Below are 15,738 nucleotides of genomic sequence, written 5' to 3'. Positions count from 1 at the left end.
GGGCGCCCTGAACGTTCTACGGGCCGGGCTGGTCCGTCGCGAAGCTCAACCGGCATAGCGAGAAGCCACCCCCTTCAGGGGGTGGAGGAGTCACGCAGAACGAGAACACACGTCCGTGGGGCGTCGGCCGGATGCGACCGTACCCGACGGTCTACGTGCAGCCGTTCGCCACCGTCACCATCGACCCGGACACCCAGACCGGGGTGTTCCGAGACGGCAAAGGCCTGTTGGTGGAAATGGGCAAGCACGGCACCAGCAAGGGCACCGAGACCAATCCGCAGAGCACCAATCTGGACAGCCGCAACGACTCCGACCACGACCAGGACAGCACTCAGGACTGATGGCCATGACGGAGACGGGACCGGTGGTGGTGGCCACTGAGGCGGACGATCAGACCGCCGACATGGTCATCACCGAACTCAACCGGCGGAACGTGCCGGTTGTCAGGTTCAACCCCGCCGACATCGGCGCGGATCTTGCGGTCTCGGCCCGATTCGGCACCTGCCCGGCCCCCATGGCCGGGCAGGTCCGGACCCCGTCGAGAATCGCCGGCCTGGCGGGTATTCGCTCGCTGTACTGGCGCCGGCCCACCTGGCCGGACTTCGGGCATCTGGACGGACCGGACGCCCGGTTCGCCGCCGCCCAGGTGCGGCACGGGCTGGGCGGCGTGCTCTACGCGCTGCCCGGGTGCCGGTACGTCAACCACCCGCTGCGAAACCTCGAAGCCGAGCACAAGCCCCTGCAACTCGCCGTGGCTCAGCGCCTGCGCCTCACCGTTCCTCCCACCTTGGTCTCCAACGACCTGGACGAGGCGCGCGCGTTCATTTCCGCCCACCGCGAGGTCGTCCACAAGGTGCTGCGCTGGACGCCGTACCGGCAAGGGGACACGGGGCTCACGACCTGGACCGAGCCGGTCGCCGCCGACGAGCTGGACGAATCGGTCACGGTGGTGCCGCACCTGTTCCAGGCCCGCGTGGACAAGGTCGCCGACCTGCGCGTGGTGGTCGTCGGCACCAGGGTGTTCGCGGTACGTATCGACTCCGACTTGCTGGACTGGCGCAAGGATTACGGCGCGCTCAGCTACAGCGTCGTCGATCTGCCGGGCAGGCTGGAGAAGGCGTTGACCGCATACCTGGAGCACTTCGGGCTGAGCAGCGGCAGCTTCGACCTCGCCATCGACCGCGAGGGCGAATCCCACTGGTTGGAGCTGAATCCGAACGGCCAGTGGGGTTGGCTGGAGGACGCAACGGGGCTGCCCCTGACCTCGGCCTTCGCCGACCTGCTCGAACGAGGAGGACCATGACCCTGCCCGACACCACGGCCGCGCGCCGCGCGCTCGCCGACCGGCTCGAGGCGAGCGGTGACCTGTCCCATCCCGCGTGGCGGGCGGCAGTCGAGGCCGTGCCCCGTGAGCTGTTCCTGCGGCCCGGGGTCTTCCTGCCCGCCGACGACGGCCACTGGAAGCCGGTCACCGCGCCCGGTGCCGGGCCGGAGGAGTGGGCGGAGATCGTCTACAGCGACCAGTCGCTGGTCACCCAGCTCGACGGCCACCTGGTGGCCGACCAGGTCGCCGAGCCCGTCCGTGGGATTCCGACGTCCTCCTCCACGGTCCCGGCCACGGTGGTCGGCATGATCGAGGCGTTGGACGTCGAGGACGGCCATTCCGTACTGGAGATCGGCACCGGGACCGGGTACTCGACCGCGCTGATGTGCCACCGGCTCGGCGAGGACAACGTCAGCAGCGTCGAGGTGGATCCGGAGGTCGCGGCCCGAGCGGACGCCGCGCTGGAGACGGCCGGATACTCGACCTGGACGGTCACCGGCGACGGCCTGCTCGGCAACCCCGGGCGGGCGCCCTACGACCGGACGATCGCCACCTGTGCCGTCCGCCGCATTCCCTACGCGTGGGTCCGCCAGACCAAGCCCGGCGGCACCATCCTGGCCACTGTCGGCTCCTGGTCGTACGGCACGGGGCTGGCCAAGCTCACGGTGAAGGACGACGGCACGGCCGAGGGCCGGATCATCGGCCGTTCGTCGTTCATGCCGGCCCGCTCACAAGCCGTCGTGCCGTCCGCCGGGAATCTGACGGACCGGACCGCGTACGCGGACAGCGAGCGCGACACCCTCGTATCGCCTCGGCTGCTGGAGGAGTGGATGCCCGCCTTCCTCGCCCAACTGGCCGCTCCTGGCGTTCAGTTGATCCAGGTCGTCCCCGATGGCGGCGCCGAGACGGCCTACCTGTTCGACACCGAACGGGAGTCCTTCGCGGCGCTCACTTCGCACGGCGACGGCTGGACGGTCCGCGAGGGTGGCCCCGTGGCCCTCTGGAGCGATATCGAGAGCGCGCTCATGGCCTGGCAGGCGGCCGGTCGTCCGGACATCGGCTCAGTGCGGATGAAGGTCACCCTGAAGGCCCACATCTATGGGATCGGTGAGAGCCCGGCCCTGCACTGGGAGCACCGTCTGGCCTAGCGGGATCTCAAGCCAGCTTGCGCAGCAGCAGCTTGACGTCATCCGCCGGCAGCTCGACCCCGAAGACATCGGCCAGGACCTTCGGCACCTCGTGTGTCTCCAGCGCCCGCCGCTCTCCGAGCGGACTCAGCGCGGATGCGACGGTCATGAACGCGGCGAGAAGGATGCCTCGGGGTGTCAGTGGCCTCGCCGCGTTGGTCGCTTGGTCGTCCTCGAACTCGCCGTGTAGAACACGGTCTCAATGTGCCGCCGCTGACCTCGATTGGCCTGTCCTTCCCAATCGTCGGCAGCAACGACCACGACAGAAAGGCCGGTAGCGCTTTTCCGCAAGACCACTCTGGCTGGAAAATCCCTCACCGACCTCGATGAGAGCGACCACGCCACGAGAACCACCACTGCCCAGCTCGACACATGCGTCAAACCCTGGACCAGCGGTGCCTCAGGTTGTCAACGCGCCCTCTCTGACCGTGCTTTGAGTATCATTTTTAAGGGGACGAGCGGCAGCGTCTCCATAGGAGTCGGCGCTCTTTTTCAGGGGTCAGTGGCTGGCGCGCCAGAAAGACCTCCGTCGGTAAAATGATGGTCAAATGTATTCCTGCTCGATCGTCCCGCCGAGGGTGCGTGTAACTATCAAGCTTTGATCGTGATCATGGTGAGATGCTGGGAACTGGGGGGATGAAGTGCTCCTGGGTTGTTTGGGAGTCACTGAGGAGGAAGAGCAGATTTACCGGTTCCTGTTGAAGGGGGAGAAAGGAACCATCGAGGAGATCTGCGTGGGGCTGGGGCTGACTGGATCGGAGGTCAGTTCCAATCTGGAGCGGTTGACCCTCCTGGGCCTGGTGCACAGGCGCGATGGCGGTGTCACAGCGGTCGACCCTGCTATCGGCGTCGAGCGGCTCATCGAGGACGCCTTGGCCGGCCTGCGCGTGCAAATGCGGCAGTTGAACGTGGCCAGATCGGCAATCTCCGTGCTGGGGCAGGAGTTCCGGCAGGGAGTACAGGCGCCGGCCGCAGACATCGAGCACATCACCGGCGGGCAGGAGATCTGGGCCCGGCTGGACGAACTGGCCTTCTTCGCATACCGCGAGGTCATGGCGATCCACCCCAGCTCGCCCTGGCGGGTTAAGAACATCGAGGCGGCTCGCCCTCTCGACATGCGTTGTCTGCGCCGCGGCCTTGGCTTCCGGATGGTAGTCATGCGCGAGGCCCTGCAAGACGCCCTGACCAAGGCGTATCTGGAAGAGCTCAGGGCTGCGGGAGCGCAGATCCGCTGCATGGAGGAACCGCTTCAGCGAATGGTCATCTACGACCAGAGCCAGGCCGTCGTGCCGCTCGATCCGGGTGAGAACCAGCGGGGTGCCGTGGTCGTACGCCAACCGGGGCTGGTGGCTGGCATCGTGGACCTCTTCGAGCGAACCTGGCCGTCGGCCGTGGATATGGCCATCGTGGACGGCGACGGTGATTGTCCGCTGTCCGAGCTCGACAAGCAGGTGCTGGACGTGCTTTCGCGGGTCGACAAGGATGAGGTCGCGGCCCGTCAACTGGGCGTCTCCCTGCGGACCTTTCAACGCTACGTTGCCAATGTGCTGGGGAAGATGGACGCCACCAGCCGTTTCCAGGCCGCCGTGCAGGCAAAGGAGCGGGGGTGGCTCTGAGGCGCCGGGAAGCGGGGCCTCAGAGCGCCGTGCACGCGGCGCAGGGCATTGCCTCCGGTCCCTCGGCGAGCTGCCAGCCTTGCAGCGCCGGGTGGCTGAGCACATTGGTCAAGGCTTCGTGCCCGGCTCCAACGGTGGGCCGGATGTGGATGTTCCCGTCCTCGTCGACGTGCAGGTCTTCGTACCAGCCGGGCGGCAGGAGCGCCGCGGCGCGGGCCGCCGTGAGAGCGCTCGTACGACGGAGAGAACGGTCGGGGGCGGTAAGGGTGATCACAGCAGATTCCTCGGGGTGTGGGGGAACAGAAGGCCGAAGATGGGATCGAGGCGGGGGCAATCAGAGATGATCAGGCGGTGCGAGACGCTGCCGCCCCCGCCTGGGAGCCTCGGTGAGGCTCCCACGGGGGCTGACAAGCCTACGCGGACTCATTCCGTTGTACGTGTTCAGTCCCTCGTGGATGCCTGCCGAAGTCGGCCCGCGGCCAGGATGGTCAGCACCGCGAGGGCGGTGAGGACGGCGAAGGCGATGCGGTAGGCGTCGGCCTCGGCGTGAAGTCCGCCGATGTTCCGGGCTGCGGTGGTCTGCACCGTTGCCAGGAGGTTGACGCCAATGGCGGCGCCGAGGTTGCGCAGAAGTGTCACTGTGGAGGTGTGCGCGCCCATGAGGTGGGCTGGAGCCGCGTTCTGGACGTGGACCAGGGCGGTCGAGGTGACCAGGCCCGTACCGACGCCGATCAGCAGCTCGGCGACGGCGGTCGCGGCGACCGACGTGCCGGGGAAGCCAGTGAGGATGCCTGCGCCGAGCGCCAGCAGGAACGCTCCGCCGATCGCGATCGTACGGGCCGGACGCTGCTGCAGCAGGCGGGCGGTGAGCGCCGAGCCCACGACCCAACCCAGGGCGCCGGGGGCGACGAGCAGGCCGGCGGTGCCGCTGCTGGCGCTGCCGGAGGAGGTGAGCGCCAGGGGCAGCAGGGTCACTGACGCGTAGAGGGTCACGGCGGCGCCGATGGTGACCAGGCCCGCGTTGCGCTGCGCCGGGCGGACGGCGAAGTCCGCGGGCACCATGCCCGTACGTCCGGGGGTGCGCAGTCGGCGGACGTGCGCCATCACGGCGGCGACGAGGATCGCGGCGAGAACTCCGTAGGACCAGGCCCGCAGGTGCAGGGTGGGGCCGACGAGCAGAAGGAGGAATGCGGTGAGCGCGGCGGCGAACGTGGTGAGCGCGACCCGGTCGGGTCCCTTGCCCGGGGCTTGCGAGCGGCTGCTCGGGCCGTACTTGAGGATCATGGCGACGGCGACGGCCGCGAGTGGCACGTTCGCGGCGAAGAGCCAGCGCCAGCCGACCGTGACCTGCACTGCCGTGCCGAGCAGCGGACCGGCGACGGCCGCGAGGCCCCAGACCGAGGAGAGCAGCCCCTGCATCTTGGCACGGCCCGCATTGCCGAAGGCCTGCCCGATCAGCACGTACGAGAGCGCGGTCACCCCGCCGGCGCCGACGCCCTGCGCGGCGCGGGCTGCGATGAGCGAGGGCATGTCCGTCACCAGCGCCACGGCGAGCGAGGAGGCGGCGAACCAGCCGAGCGCGACGGTCATGGCCGCCCGGCTGCCCCAGCGGTCCGCGGCGAGGCCCGCGAAGGGCACGGCCAGCACGCTGGCCAGCAGGAAGCCGGAGATCAGCCAGGGGTAGAGCGACTCGTAGCCGAAGCCGTGTGCGATGGTCGGGAGCAGGGCGCCGACGGCGGTGGAGTCGATGGCGGAGAGGAAGAGGGCAAGGAGGATGCTGGCGATCAGGGCCTTGGCGGGGGCCTTGGTGGAGTCCTTCGCCGCTGAGGCGGCCAGCTGTGGACGGGCGAGCGTCTCAGGCATGGACGGCCTCGGCATCGGTGAACTCCTTGATCAGAAGGCGGGCCTGGGGGTCGAGGCCATCGTCGATGGAGCGGTACACGCCGCCGTTGCCGTGGGAGTGCGCGGCGAACATCTGAGTGAGCTGCATCTGGATCTCGTGAGCGACGTTGCCCGCCGTGTAGTCGAAGCCGAAGGTGCCGATGACGGAGGCGGAGAAGCGGGCGGCCAGTTCGCGGTTGTAGTCCTCGGTTGCGTCGAGGAGCATGCGCATTTCGACCTTCTCGGCGTCGGAGAGACCGGGGATCACCACGTTCATGACAAGGTGGTCGACCTTGATGTGGCGGGCCTCGTCCAGGCCGTGCTTGTACAGCAGGTCTGTGAAGAAACGGGAGCGCTGCGGGTCCATCAGTTCGGTGCGCCGCTCGAAAACGGTGATCACCGACTCGCCGACGTACGCCGAGCAGCACAGGGCTGCCAACTTCACCCAGGGCGACTGCGGGCCCTGGTAGAGGGCGAAGCGCTCGGCGAAGAGATTGTCGCCCAGCTTCAGGTCGTGGCCGGAGAGGGTGCGGATGTAACGGTAGAAGGTGTTGGCGTGCTGGGTCTCCTCGGCACCGAAGCAGGACAGCGCGTAGTGGAGGTCGTCGCCGCGGTTCAGCGGGGAGTCGTCGCTCTGCAGCTCCGCGAGGATAAGCGCCATGACGGCCGCCACGTGTCGTTCGATCTCAGCGAGTTGAGCAAGCTCCTTGGTGAGGTAGGCGATTGACGCCTCCTCGTGGCCGGACTCCTCGAAGCAGAGCCGGGACAGGAAGTCGAGCTCCTCGGGAGTCCGGTCGAGAGACCAGTCGAAAGCGCCGGGGTGGAAGGTGTTGGTGTGGGCGTCGGCGGTGATGGCCGGGAGGGTGCCGGGGGCGGCGAGCTCTGCGTCGACGGCGGCAGGGGCGAAGGCGGGGGCTGCGTTGGTCACTTCTGGATCTCCTCGGCGGTCGAGGCGGACTCGGCGGACGCGGCAGAACCGGCAGTTGACTCTTCGAAGGCGCGGTAGCCGTCCTCAATGCCGATCTTGATGTCGGTGAAGGCGAGATATTGACCGCCGATCAGCGGGGTGTCGCGGAGTTCCTCGACGAGGTGGTAGTACGCCTGGAGGTCTGTGGTCTCCAGCAGGGCGAAGTCGGTGTGCTGCGCGTGGAACGCCTCGGCGTCGAAGAAGCGGGCCGAGACCTGGTCGGCGTACTTGGCGAAGACCGGCTGGATGTACCGCTCCTCCATTGCGTTCCGCTCGTCACGGGTGAGGTTGAGCCAGGCGGGACTGAAGGCGTAGCTGAGAACGATGGTGTAGAGCATGAGGTCCGAAGTCCTTTCGGGTGGGGCACGGCGGGCTGGACGAGACGCCTGGCCCAGGCGGCAGCGCGCGTCAGGGACGCAGCTCTGCGGCCATGTAGCTCTGGGCGTTGTAGATCGTCCGCTCGGGGTCCTCGATCGGTCGACGGCCGTGCATCACCCGGGTGTTGTCGACGAGCGCCACGTCCCCGTCCCGCCACGTGATCTCTTCGGTCATGGCGGCGGTCACCCGCTCGGTCTCCTCGACGAGCTCCGCGTCGAATGGCGTGCCGTCGGCGAAGGTGATGCGTGGGGGCTCGTAGTTGTTCGAGGGGCCCAGGATGCTGTTGGCGAAGGCGAGTCGCTCGCCGAAAACAGTCGGGTGGGCGGCCGGGATGAAGAAGTCGTATCGGATGGCGCCGTCGTCGAGGAGCTCGATGACCGTACGGCCCTGCCCTTGGGCGAGTGTGCGCATGTCGTCGACGGTGCTGTCCTCAGGGGACTTCATTCCGCCGGAGTGGTGGCTGACGAAGCCCTTCCAGCGGGCCTCGTCCACCCTCCGGCTGTAGAGGATGTCTTGGGCGAGGCAGGTGGCTCGGGTCCGCTCGCTGAAGGCGTCCCAGACGCGGTAGCCGTCGCAGACCGTCGTCTGGGAGCCACTCGACGCGGCCTTTTCCGACAGGAACCAGGTCAGGTCGGGTGCGAACGGGCTGTTGCCGTTCTCGGTGTGCAAGCCCACGGAGTCGTAACCAGCGTCCACCTTCTGGGCGACGTCGCCGCCGTAGAAGGAGCGTGCGGGGTCGAGGGTCACGCGGTCGGAGTGGTGCTTGACGAAGAGGGAGAAGTCCTCCAGAGAGGGGGTGAATCCGCGCAGCAGCAGGAATCCGGCCTCCGCGAGCTCTGCTACGACCTCCTGCGGCCGCAGGTCGGACAGTGCGGCGCCTTCGGCGGCGGTGATCAGGCGGCCATGGCCGGCGCCGAACGGGGCAGTGATGGCGGCAAACATGATGATCAGGCTCCAGTCAGGCCGGGGTCAGGGCAGGGAGGAGGTGGCGGAAGCGGCCGTTCGCGGCGGCGTCGGCTATCTCGCGGCGTCGAGGCCGTCCGGTGACGGTGAAGAATTCGCGGTACGTCTCCTCGGTGCCCTCCAGCGTGTGGATGACGGCGACGCGCTCGACCGCGGACAGCTCGCGCAGTCCGAACTCCTCGATGCCGTGGCGGGTTTGCTTCACGTCGGCACCTGGCGGGACCAGGAAGAGGCCGTGCAGGGACTCCAGTCCGTCTCCGAAGACGGCACAGGCGCGGATGCCAGGCAGCGAGCGGTAGCGCGCCTCGACCCATTCGGGGGCGATGTTGCGACCGGCCGCGGTGATGATGATGTTCTTCTTGCGGCCGATGATGCTGATGTACCCGTCGACGTCGATCTCGGCGAGGTCTCCGGTGTGCAGCCAGTGGTCCGGGTCGAGCTCGCAACTAGATGGGTCCTGACGCGAGTAGCCCGCGAAGAGCGAGTCGCTGGTGATCAGCAGCTCGCCGTCAGCCGCCAGCTTCGTCCGTACATGCGGCAGGGCACGACCGACGGTGCCGACCTTGCGGGCGCCGGGCGAGTTCCAGCTCACCACGGAGCTGTTCTCGCTCAGGCCGTAGCCCTCGTAGACCGGCACTCCGCCGGCGTCCAGGCGGGCCAGGACGCCCGGGTCGACCGGGGCGCCGCCGCAGCACACCAGTGGCACCTGCACGGTGCCGAAGACGGCCGTAACGCCGGTTCGCTCGATCTCGTCGGCCAGCATCTCGGCCAGCGCTGGTGTGACCACCAGGGCGGAGGCCCGGGCCTCCGCCACGTACGGGAGTGCGCGCTGGGTGGCGGAGGCGGACGTTCCGACGAGGGGGGCGTCCTCGGGCAGCAGCATCACCCTGCCGCCGTCCAGGATCACCATGTAGAGGGCTGTGACCTGTTCGATGAGGAGGCTGAAGGGGACCAGGGACAGATAACGCCCGTACGACCCGGGCGGCATGACCGCACGCAGCGAGGTCAGCAGCGCGTCAAGGCCGGTGGTGCGAATACGGACACCCTTGGGCTTCGAGGTCGTCCCGGAGGTGTGGATGATTTTCCCAATGCGGTCGCCGGGCGTAGCCGAGGTGAACAACGGCGGCACCGCGTCGTACGGATCGACCAGCAGATCTTCCACATCGACGCGCAGTACGGGGCAACGGGCGGGCAGGATCGATTCCCGCCCCCACTCTGCCAGGCGCCTCTCGCCGGGGCCGTCGACCAGGCACACGTCCGCGTCACACAGCAGCGAGGCGGCCTGGTCCGCGGAGAACGCCAGCGGTACGGGCACCTCGGTCCGCCCGCTGCCCAGCAGGGCCAAGTCGGCGGTGACGAAGTCGGGCGAGTTGCCCATGACGACGGCAACCTTGGTCCCGGCAGCGTCGGAGACCCGGTCAAGGCCAGAGGCCAAACCAGCGGCCGCGTGCAGGATCTGCCGGTAGGAGTATGAGCGGGCTACGTCGTTTCCGCGCCCGGAAGCAAACACCTCGACGAAGACATCATCATTGGCGATCCGATGCCGGAGCGCATCCTCAACGAGTCGCATGAGTCAGCTCCTTTCCGCTCCGCTCACCGCGCAGGGCTACCTGCAGATTGGTGAAGTTGTACTTTCCGGTGGTCTGCGAGAAGAGACTGGAAATGCCTTCCAGGTCGATCACGCCGACCGTGGGCCGGTGGTCGTAGTACGTTCCCCAGCGCTGCCGCTCAAATGCGGTGAGACGGTCCGCGGAGGATTCCGCGAGCGGCTGGAATTCAATTCCGACACGGTCCAGTGTCTGGGTGAGCTCCGCGGTGACCGTGCACATCAGGAAGCGCATCCCGTGGCACCAAGAGAGGATCGGCAGTAACCGGACCAGCTCCAGGCCCGCGCCCCCGCCGCCGGCCAGCGAGCCGATCTCGACTATGTCCTCGCGGTCACACGCCTGGCCGGTGGCCGCCCGGACGACCTCGTCGATGGGCCGCTCCAGGTAGCGCTCAGAAAAGAATCCGCGGTCGGAGTTGAACGTCAGACCACCGCAGGCGACGATCCGCTGCCCGGATTGCGGACCGGAGGCGCTCACCGTCTTCCTGGCGATGATGAAGCAGTCCGGATCAGGCAGGATGTCCGCCCGGTAGGCCCGTTCGTATCGAGCTCGGACGAAATCGCTTGCCTCGCTCCAGTCTTTACTCAGTCGCGCTGCGACAGAGATGTGCATAAGGATTTCCCCCCATTTCCTTCGCATGCCCGCCTTCGGATCCCCCGGCCGGCGGCTTCCCCTCAGGGCCTGCTGACACGGAAAACATTGCCGGACGGCCGGGCCTCTTGGGGTGCCAAGCCCCGCCGGGAAAGCGACACGGGGGTGGCGCCTTCGCGACACGGCTTACGTGGCTGCGGCGCTGGCATCGACCACTGATGACCGAGTGGATGAGGGTTGTCCACACGCACCACGTGGGCGCTCCGGAGCTGGGCTCCCCCGCACGGCTACGGTTTGTCGAGGACCTGGCGGCTCGGGGATGACATGCTGGCGGCGGCTGAAGGACTGGAACGAGGCCGGGGTGTCACAGCAACTGCATGAAGTGCTTCAGGCAGAGCTGAACGCGGCGGCGAAACGGGACTGGCCCCGTTGCCGGTCGCCCCCGGTCGACAAGACGCGGAGTCTCGAAGAAGGCGCTGTCGGCCTGGAGCAGACAGCCGAAGGCATTCAGGCGGCCGAACACGTGCTGGCAGTGGCCTCTGATGAGGCCCCGCGCTATCACTGACTTCCCTGCCCGCTGGTGGGCCACGGGCGGGCCGATGACGGCTCTGCAGGAGGAAGACGGTGTGCAAGTGCAGGTCAAAGCCCTGCACGCGCTGCAAGCGCAACTCGCTCGAAACACGTGCCGCCGAGCGGGCTGCCGATCAGCCTGGCCTGGACCGACGCGAGGTCGAGCGGGCGGCTGTTGCGCAGCACCGCCTCGACGTTCTCCCAGCGCACGGAGAGGACGTGCGCCCGGTGCAGGGCCCGCAGCGTCGCCAGGGTGGGGGAGCGGTCCCCCTCGTACCCGAGGTGTGCCAGATAGGCGTCGAGGTCGAGTGCGTCGCCGTTCCACATGCGGGGGTTCTCCTCAGGGCATCGTCTGTCGATCACTGTCCGGTGGGAACGAAGGTAGGACCCCGGCCTGCCTTGAGGTCAAACGCACGGCCGTCGGCACCGGATGCCTCCCCGCCCCGGCGTCGGGCCCCCGACCGGGCCCGCGGCTGGTGGGTCCGGGCGGGGGCGGCTTGGCCGTCGTCTTCGTCTTCACCGTTCGGATCATCCGAGAAACGCGCGCCACTCGAAAGGGGCGGCCCGGGGACGTGTTCCCTGCCCGGAGGCCCTCGTCGCGCCCGCCCATGTGCGCTCCGGTGGGTCCGGCGGTCAACGCGTCGGGACCCTAGTGGTGCCACCCCTCGCCGCCCACGTTGTGGATCATCCGCTGCAACACCTTGAGCGTGGTGAGGTACTCCTCGTCCGGGACGCCGTCGTGGGTGCGTTCGCGCGCGGCCTTCTGCCAGGCCGCGCACCGGGCGAAGACCTTCTCGCCCTCGGCGGTCAGGGTGATGCGGTTCTTCTCGCCGAGAGTGATCAGCCCCCGGTCGAGCAGGTCGTCGATCTCGGCTTCGAGGTCGTCGCCCGGCATGACGTAGTGGAGCAGCAAGGACGTCACCTCTTCGCGGGTCTCACCGTTCCGGTTGAGCACCCACCACTGCGGCTGCGATATCCCGTACTGGGCGAGTCCGGACCGGATGTTCCCGACCACGGCACGGCCTGCCGCGGTGGCCCAGTAGCCGATCGGCTGCTTGATCAGTTCGGCGTCGCTGTGCGAGTACTCCATGGTTCTGCCCTCACCGTCTGTCGATCTTGGCTGGTGAGAACGAACGTAGAACCTGAAGCAAGCTTGAGGTCAAGCGTCGGCCGTCGGGAGGGATCAAAGGCTGATGTTGCCCACCGGCGGGAGGGGGTGGGGCCGGAGGGTGAGGTTCTGGAACGCGGTGCGTAGTCACAGCACCCAATACGCCTCACGGCGCCACGCACCGCGTTCCAGGTCCTCAGCCCGGAGGTCACACCCCCGGTCCAACCACCACCCAAGCCCGTCCGGCGTTTGAGGACACCGCCGCGCAGCGGTGGTGCGGACGACGACCACCCGCAGCACCGACCACAAGACCCGCAGCACCGACCACAAGATCCGCCGGACAGGCCTAGCTCCGTACGCAGCTCGCCGCCGCGTGGAGGAAGACCTGCCCGTCGAGGCCGGCCTCGCAGGCGTGCGGGAGGCCGCTGAGGATCTGGAGGTTCTGGCCCGAGACCATCCCGCTCGCTCCCCGGTCCAGGGCGGGGGAGCCGTCGTGGGCGGGAGCGGCACCGGCGCTCCCGAGCAGCGCCGCGGCGGTCAGGACACCGGCGGTGACGGGCTTACGGATGTGGGCACGCATGGAACACCTTCTCCTCTTGACGGGTGAGCCACAGGCGGCTCGGCCCATCTTCGGGGGTCCACGGCGCCCCGGCCGGGGCAACGCCCCGTAAGGGTCCCCCTCCTAGCCGCATCACTCCGTGCATCACTCCGTGCATCACTCCCGCCGCGTCACTCCCGCCCGAGGAAGACGGGGTTCGTCATCGCCGCCATCGCCCCCGGCGATCCGTCGTCCCCCGACGCGTGCCGGACCTCGGCCCGTACGTACGCCGCGTACGACGGCGTCGTCCGCCATTCGACGCGGCCGTCCGCCGGGACGGGCGTGGTGAGGAGCGGGCCCTGGTCCGTCACGAGGACCGCCGTGCAGCCCGGGGCGCCTGTCACCTCCAGCCGCACCGCGACCTGCGAACCGGCGTCCACGCGCAGCCGTTCGCCGATGCCCGCGTGCGCGCCGCGCTCGCCCGTCGCCGTGAACGACAGCTTCACCGCCGAGGATTCCGCGATCCAGCTGCGGCCGGAGCGGATGGCGTCCAGGAGCGCGGGACGGGACAGGTCGTCGGCGAGGACGACCGTCTGGGGCAGGCCGACGACCTGCGGCTCGCGGTGGGCGTCGCTGTTGCCCATGGCGGGCAGCCAGGGTCTGCCCTGGCGTACGGAGGCGACGAGCGTGTTGTCCCACTCGGCGATCGCGATCTCGTCGTCCGGGGTGAACGGGCCGTTCCACACCTCCACCGCGTCGGCGTCGGCGAAGCCGAACTTCCAGCCGCAGCCGACGCAGGTCGCGTGCGGGTGGGCGGGGACGACCAGGCCGCCCGCCCGGTGGACGACGCGCGCGAAGCGGCCGAAGACGTGGTCGCGGGCGCGGTAGCGCCAGTCGACGAAGACGCCGGGGTCGGTGCCCAGCGCCACCACGTGGCCGTTGCGGGTGGTGACCTCCTCGCCGGTCAGGATCAGCAGGTCCCCTTCTGGTTTCGGGCCCCACAGCCCCTCCCACGCGCCGTGCGCGGACGTCGTGTTGTGCTCGGTCGTCGTGATCCAGTCCAGCCCGGCGGCACGCGCCGCGGCCGCGATCTCGGCGGGGGTGCGCTTGCCGTCGGAGTGGACGCTGTGGAGGTGGTTGTCGCCGCGGTACCACGCCCGGCCCCGCCCCTTCGCCCGCTGCGGCGGGTGGACCGGGGCCGGCGTACGGCCCGCCGGACCGTGGCGGAGGGTCACCGTCACCTCGTACGCCAGGCCCTGCGGCGCGACCGTGTAGGGACCCAGGACCACATGCCAGGTCCCGGCCCGCACGGGACCCGCGAGATAGCCGGGCGTCGCCCGCTCGGCGCTGATCGCGAACTCCGTGCGCGCCCCGCCCGACCAGCCCCGGAAGCCGCGCCCGCCCAGCTCCGTGCCGCGCTCGTCGAAGACGCCGATGTCACAGGCGTTGCCCTGGGTGCCGGGCGGGACGGCCGGCCGGTCGTAGGTGTAGGACACGGCCAGCTCCCGGACGCCGTGCGGCACCTCCACGGGGAGGTAGACGTAGTCCGGCGCACCGGCCGGCAGCCGGCCGGTGACCTTGCGGGACTCCTCGCCGCCGCTGCGCGCGTCGGCACGGGCGAACGTCACGCCTTCGAGCGTAAGCGCGCCCGCGGTGCCCGCGCCGATCCTCAGCAGTTCACGTCGGTGCATCAGTGCCTCCGGCTGGAAGGGAGGGCCGCCAGGGACACCGTTGTACGCCCGGGTGGCGCGCGGGGGAACGGGCGCGGGCGGGTGGATTGCGGTCTCCGTACGGTCCAAGGAGGGCCGTACGGTCCCGGGAGGGCCGTACGGGGAGGGCGGGATTACGACAGTCGCATGGCACGACCGCCCGGTCGGTCCCCCTGACGCCCCGTTGGGCATACGGTGACCACAGCCGGAACCCGGGGGTGACCCACGTCACCCCGCGCCAGCCACAGCCCCGACGGAGGTGCCCCGGATGCGGATTGCCACCACGGTCTTTCTCACCGACGAGACGATCAGCCCCGTCCGGCTCGCGCGCGAGCTGGAGCAGCGCGGCTTCGACGGGCTCTACCTCCCCGAACACACGCACATCCCCGTCAGCCGTGACACGCCCGCGCCGATGGGAGGCCCGCTGCCGCGCGAGTACGGCCGCGCGCTCGACCCGATCGTCGCGCTCGGCCAGGCGGCGGCGGTCACCGAGCGGATCACGCTCGGCACGGGCGTGGCCCTCGTCGCCCAGCACGACCCGGTCCACCTCGCCAAGCAGGCCGCCACGCTCGACCACGTCAGCGGCGGCCGGTTCACGCTCGGCATCGGCTTCGGCTGGAACAAGGAGGAGGCCGCCGACCACGGCGTGCCCTGGGCACGGCGGCGCGAGCTCGTCCGCGACCGGATGGCGCTGATGCGGGCGCTGTGGACGGACGAACCGACCGCGTACGAGGGCGAGTTCGGCTCCGTCCACGCGAGCTGGGCGCACCCCAAGCCCGTGCGGCCGCCGCGCGCCCGCAAGAACGGCGAGCCGCTGTCCGGGCCCCGCATCCTCATCGGCGGCGCGGCCGGCCCGAAGCTCTTCGCCCACATCGCGGAGTACGCGGACGGCTGGCTGCCCGTCGGCGGCAGCGGCCTCCGGGACTCCATGCCGCGGCTGCGCGAGGCGTGGGCGGAGGCGGGGCGGCCTGGCGAGCCGGAGGTGGTGCCGTATGCGGTGCGGCCTTCCTCGGGGAAGCTTGCTCATTTCGCGGAGTTGGGCTTGAGGGAGGTGGTGGTGGGGCTGCCTTCGGCGGGGGAGGGGGAGGTGTTGCGGGCGTTGGATGCGCATGCGGATTTTTTGTGAGCGGTGGTGGGGTGGCTGGGGCCTGGACGCCCTTCGGGCGTGGCCTCAATCGCCGGCCGGGCTTGGGTGGTGGCTGGGCCGGGGGTGTGGCCTCCGGGCTGAGGACCTGGAACGCGGTGCGTGGCGCTGTCTTACGTGTTGGGTGCTGTGACTACGCACCGCGTTCCAGAACC

The 15,738-nt window shown here is 69.3% G+C and carries 16 protein-coding genes and 2 pseudogenes; 6 read left to right on the top strand and 12 right to left on the bottom strand.

Annotated features, from left to right (window positions below):
- Positions 1-113 precede the first annotated feature (113 nt).
- The 3 genes and pseudogenes from tgmA to tgmC all read left to right on the top strand — a co-directional run.
- Positions 114-341, top strand: a pseudogene (gene tgmA, locus AB0435_RS32660) (putative ATP-grasp-modified RiPP); the annotation flags it as partial.
- Between the two features lie 5 nt (positions 342-346).
- Positions 347-1,303 (top strand): ATP-grasp ribosomal peptide maturase, encoded by a 957-nt coding sequence (gene tgmB, locus AB0435_RS32655; protein ID WP_366428588.1) that lies wholly within the window; start codon positions 347-349, stop codon positions 1,301-1,303.
- Positions 1,300-2,472 carry an ATP-grasp peptide maturase system methyltransferase gene (tgmC, locus tag AB0435_RS32650; protein WP_366428587.1) on the top strand — a complete coding sequence of 391 codons (1,173 nt, stop codon included), beginning with the start codon at positions 1,300-1,302 and terminating at the stop codon, positions 2,470-2,472. The genes tgmB and tgmC overlap by 4 nt, the downstream gene beginning before the upstream one ends.
- A gap of 7 nt (positions 2,473-2,479) precedes the next feature.
- Here the strand turns inward: tgmC and AB0435_RS32645 are convergent, their stop codons facing one another.
- On the bottom strand, positions 2,480-2,620 hold the full coding sequence (locus AB0435_RS32645; RefSeq protein WP_366003935.1) for a hypothetical protein: 141 nt from the start codon (positions 2,618-2,620) through the stop codon (positions 2,480-2,482).
- Positions 2,621-3,167: 547 nt separating this feature from the next.
- Here AB0435_RS32645 and AB0435_RS32640 point away from each other — a divergent pair.
- A complete protein-coding gene (locus tag AB0435_RS32640) occupies positions 3,168-4,127 on the top strand; it encodes a MarR family transcriptional regulator (protein WP_366428586.1) in 960 nt (319 codons plus the stop codon).
- A 19-nt stretch (positions 4,128-4,146) separates the two neighbouring features.
- On the opposite strand, the gene AB0435_RS32635 is transcribed toward AB0435_RS32640, so the two are convergent.
- From AB0435_RS32635 to AB0435_RS32605, 7 genes are all read right to left on the bottom strand, one after another.
- Positions 4,147-4,401, bottom strand: coding sequence for a hypothetical protein (locus AB0435_RS32635; protein ID WP_366003937.1), 255 nt, complete (start codon positions 4,399-4,401; stop codon positions 4,147-4,149).
- Between the two features lie 167 nt (positions 4,402-4,568).
- Positions 4,569-6,005 carry an MFS transporter gene (locus AB0435_RS32630; protein WP_366428585.1) on the bottom strand — a complete coding sequence of 479 codons (1,437 nt, stop codon included), beginning with the start codon at positions 6,003-6,005 and terminating at the stop codon, positions 4,569-4,571.
- Complete coding sequence (locus AB0435_RS32625) at positions 5,983-6,936, bottom strand: hypothetical protein (protein ID WP_366003939.1); 954 nt, start codon at positions 6,934-6,936, stop codon at positions 5,983-5,985. The genes AB0435_RS32630 and AB0435_RS32625 overlap by 23 nt, the downstream gene beginning before the upstream one ends.
- Entirely contained in the window at positions 6,933-7,313 is a 381-nt protein-coding gene (locus AB0435_RS32620; protein WP_366003940.1) for a darcynin family protein, read from the bottom strand. The genes AB0435_RS32625 and AB0435_RS32620 overlap by 4 nt, the downstream gene beginning before the upstream one ends.
- Positions 7,314-7,383: 70 nt before the next feature.
- The gene (locus AB0435_RS32615) at positions 7,384-8,295 is read right to left on the bottom strand and encodes a TauD/TfdA family dioxygenase (protein ID WP_366003941.1); all 912 of its coding nucleotides are present in this window, start codon (positions 8,293-8,295) and stop codon (positions 7,384-7,386) included.
- 16 nt (positions 8,296-8,311) lie between these two features.
- Entirely contained in the window at positions 8,312-9,886 is a 1,575-nt protein-coding gene (locus tag AB0435_RS32610) for an AMP-binding protein (protein ID WP_366428584.1), read from the bottom strand.
- Entirely contained in the window at positions 9,873-10,535 is a 663-nt protein-coding gene (locus AB0435_RS32605) for a thermostable hemolysin (RefSeq protein ID WP_366003943.1), read from the bottom strand. Before AB0435_RS32605 ends, AB0435_RS32610 begins: the two co-directional genes overlap by 14 nt.
- 289 nt (positions 10,536-10,824) lie before the next feature.
- On the opposite strand from AB0435_RS32605, the pseudogene AB0435_RS32600 reads away from it, so the two are divergent.
- Positions 10,825-10,944 (top strand): annotated as a pseudogene (locus tag AB0435_RS32600) (IS5/IS1182 family transposase); the annotation flags it as partial.
- Between the two features lie 209 nt (positions 10,945-11,153).
- Here the strand turns inward: AB0435_RS32600 and AB0435_RS32595 are convergent.
- The 4 genes from AB0435_RS32595 to AB0435_RS32580 form a co-directional block, all read right to left on the bottom strand.
- Positions 11,154-11,411 carry an arylamine N-acetyltransferase gene (locus AB0435_RS32595; RefSeq protein ID WP_366428583.1) on the bottom strand — a complete coding sequence of 86 codons (258 nt, stop codon included), beginning with the start codon at positions 11,409-11,411 and terminating at the stop codon, positions 11,154-11,156.
- A gap of 322 nt (positions 11,412-11,733) precedes the next feature.
- Positions 11,734-12,174: a MarR family winged helix-turn-helix transcriptional regulator gene (locus AB0435_RS32590; RefSeq protein ID WP_366428582.1), complete on the bottom strand. Its 441-nt coding sequence runs from the start codon at positions 12,172-12,174 to the stop codon at positions 11,734-11,736.
- A gap of 364 nt (positions 12,175-12,538) precedes the next feature.
- On the bottom strand, positions 12,539-12,772 hold the full coding sequence (locus AB0435_RS32585) for a hypothetical protein (RefSeq protein WP_366003947.1): 234 nt from the start codon (positions 12,770-12,772) through the stop codon (positions 12,539-12,541).
- A 149-nt stretch (positions 12,773-12,921) separates the two neighbouring features.
- On the bottom strand, positions 12,922-14,421 hold the full coding sequence (locus tag AB0435_RS32580; protein ID WP_366428581.1) for a CehA/McbA family metallohydrolase: 1,500 nt from the start codon (positions 14,419-14,421) through the stop codon (positions 12,922-12,924).
- 286 nt (positions 14,422-14,707) lie between these two features.
- Between AB0435_RS32580 and AB0435_RS32575 the strand changes: the two genes are divergently transcribed.
- Positions 14,708-15,565, top strand: a complete 858-nt coding sequence (locus tag AB0435_RS32575; protein ID WP_366003949.1) for an LLM class F420-dependent oxidoreductase — start codon at positions 14,708-14,710, stop codon at positions 15,563-15,565.
- Positions 15,566-15,738 lie beyond the last annotated feature (173 nt).

This window comes from Streptomyces sp. NPDC051173 (genome assembly GCF_040689515.1).
In the GTDB taxonomy this organism is placed as follows: domain Bacteria; phylum Actinomycetota; class Actinomycetes; order Streptomycetales; family Streptomycetaceae; genus Streptomyces.
This window is presented reverse-complemented; position numbering and strand designations above follow the sequence as displayed.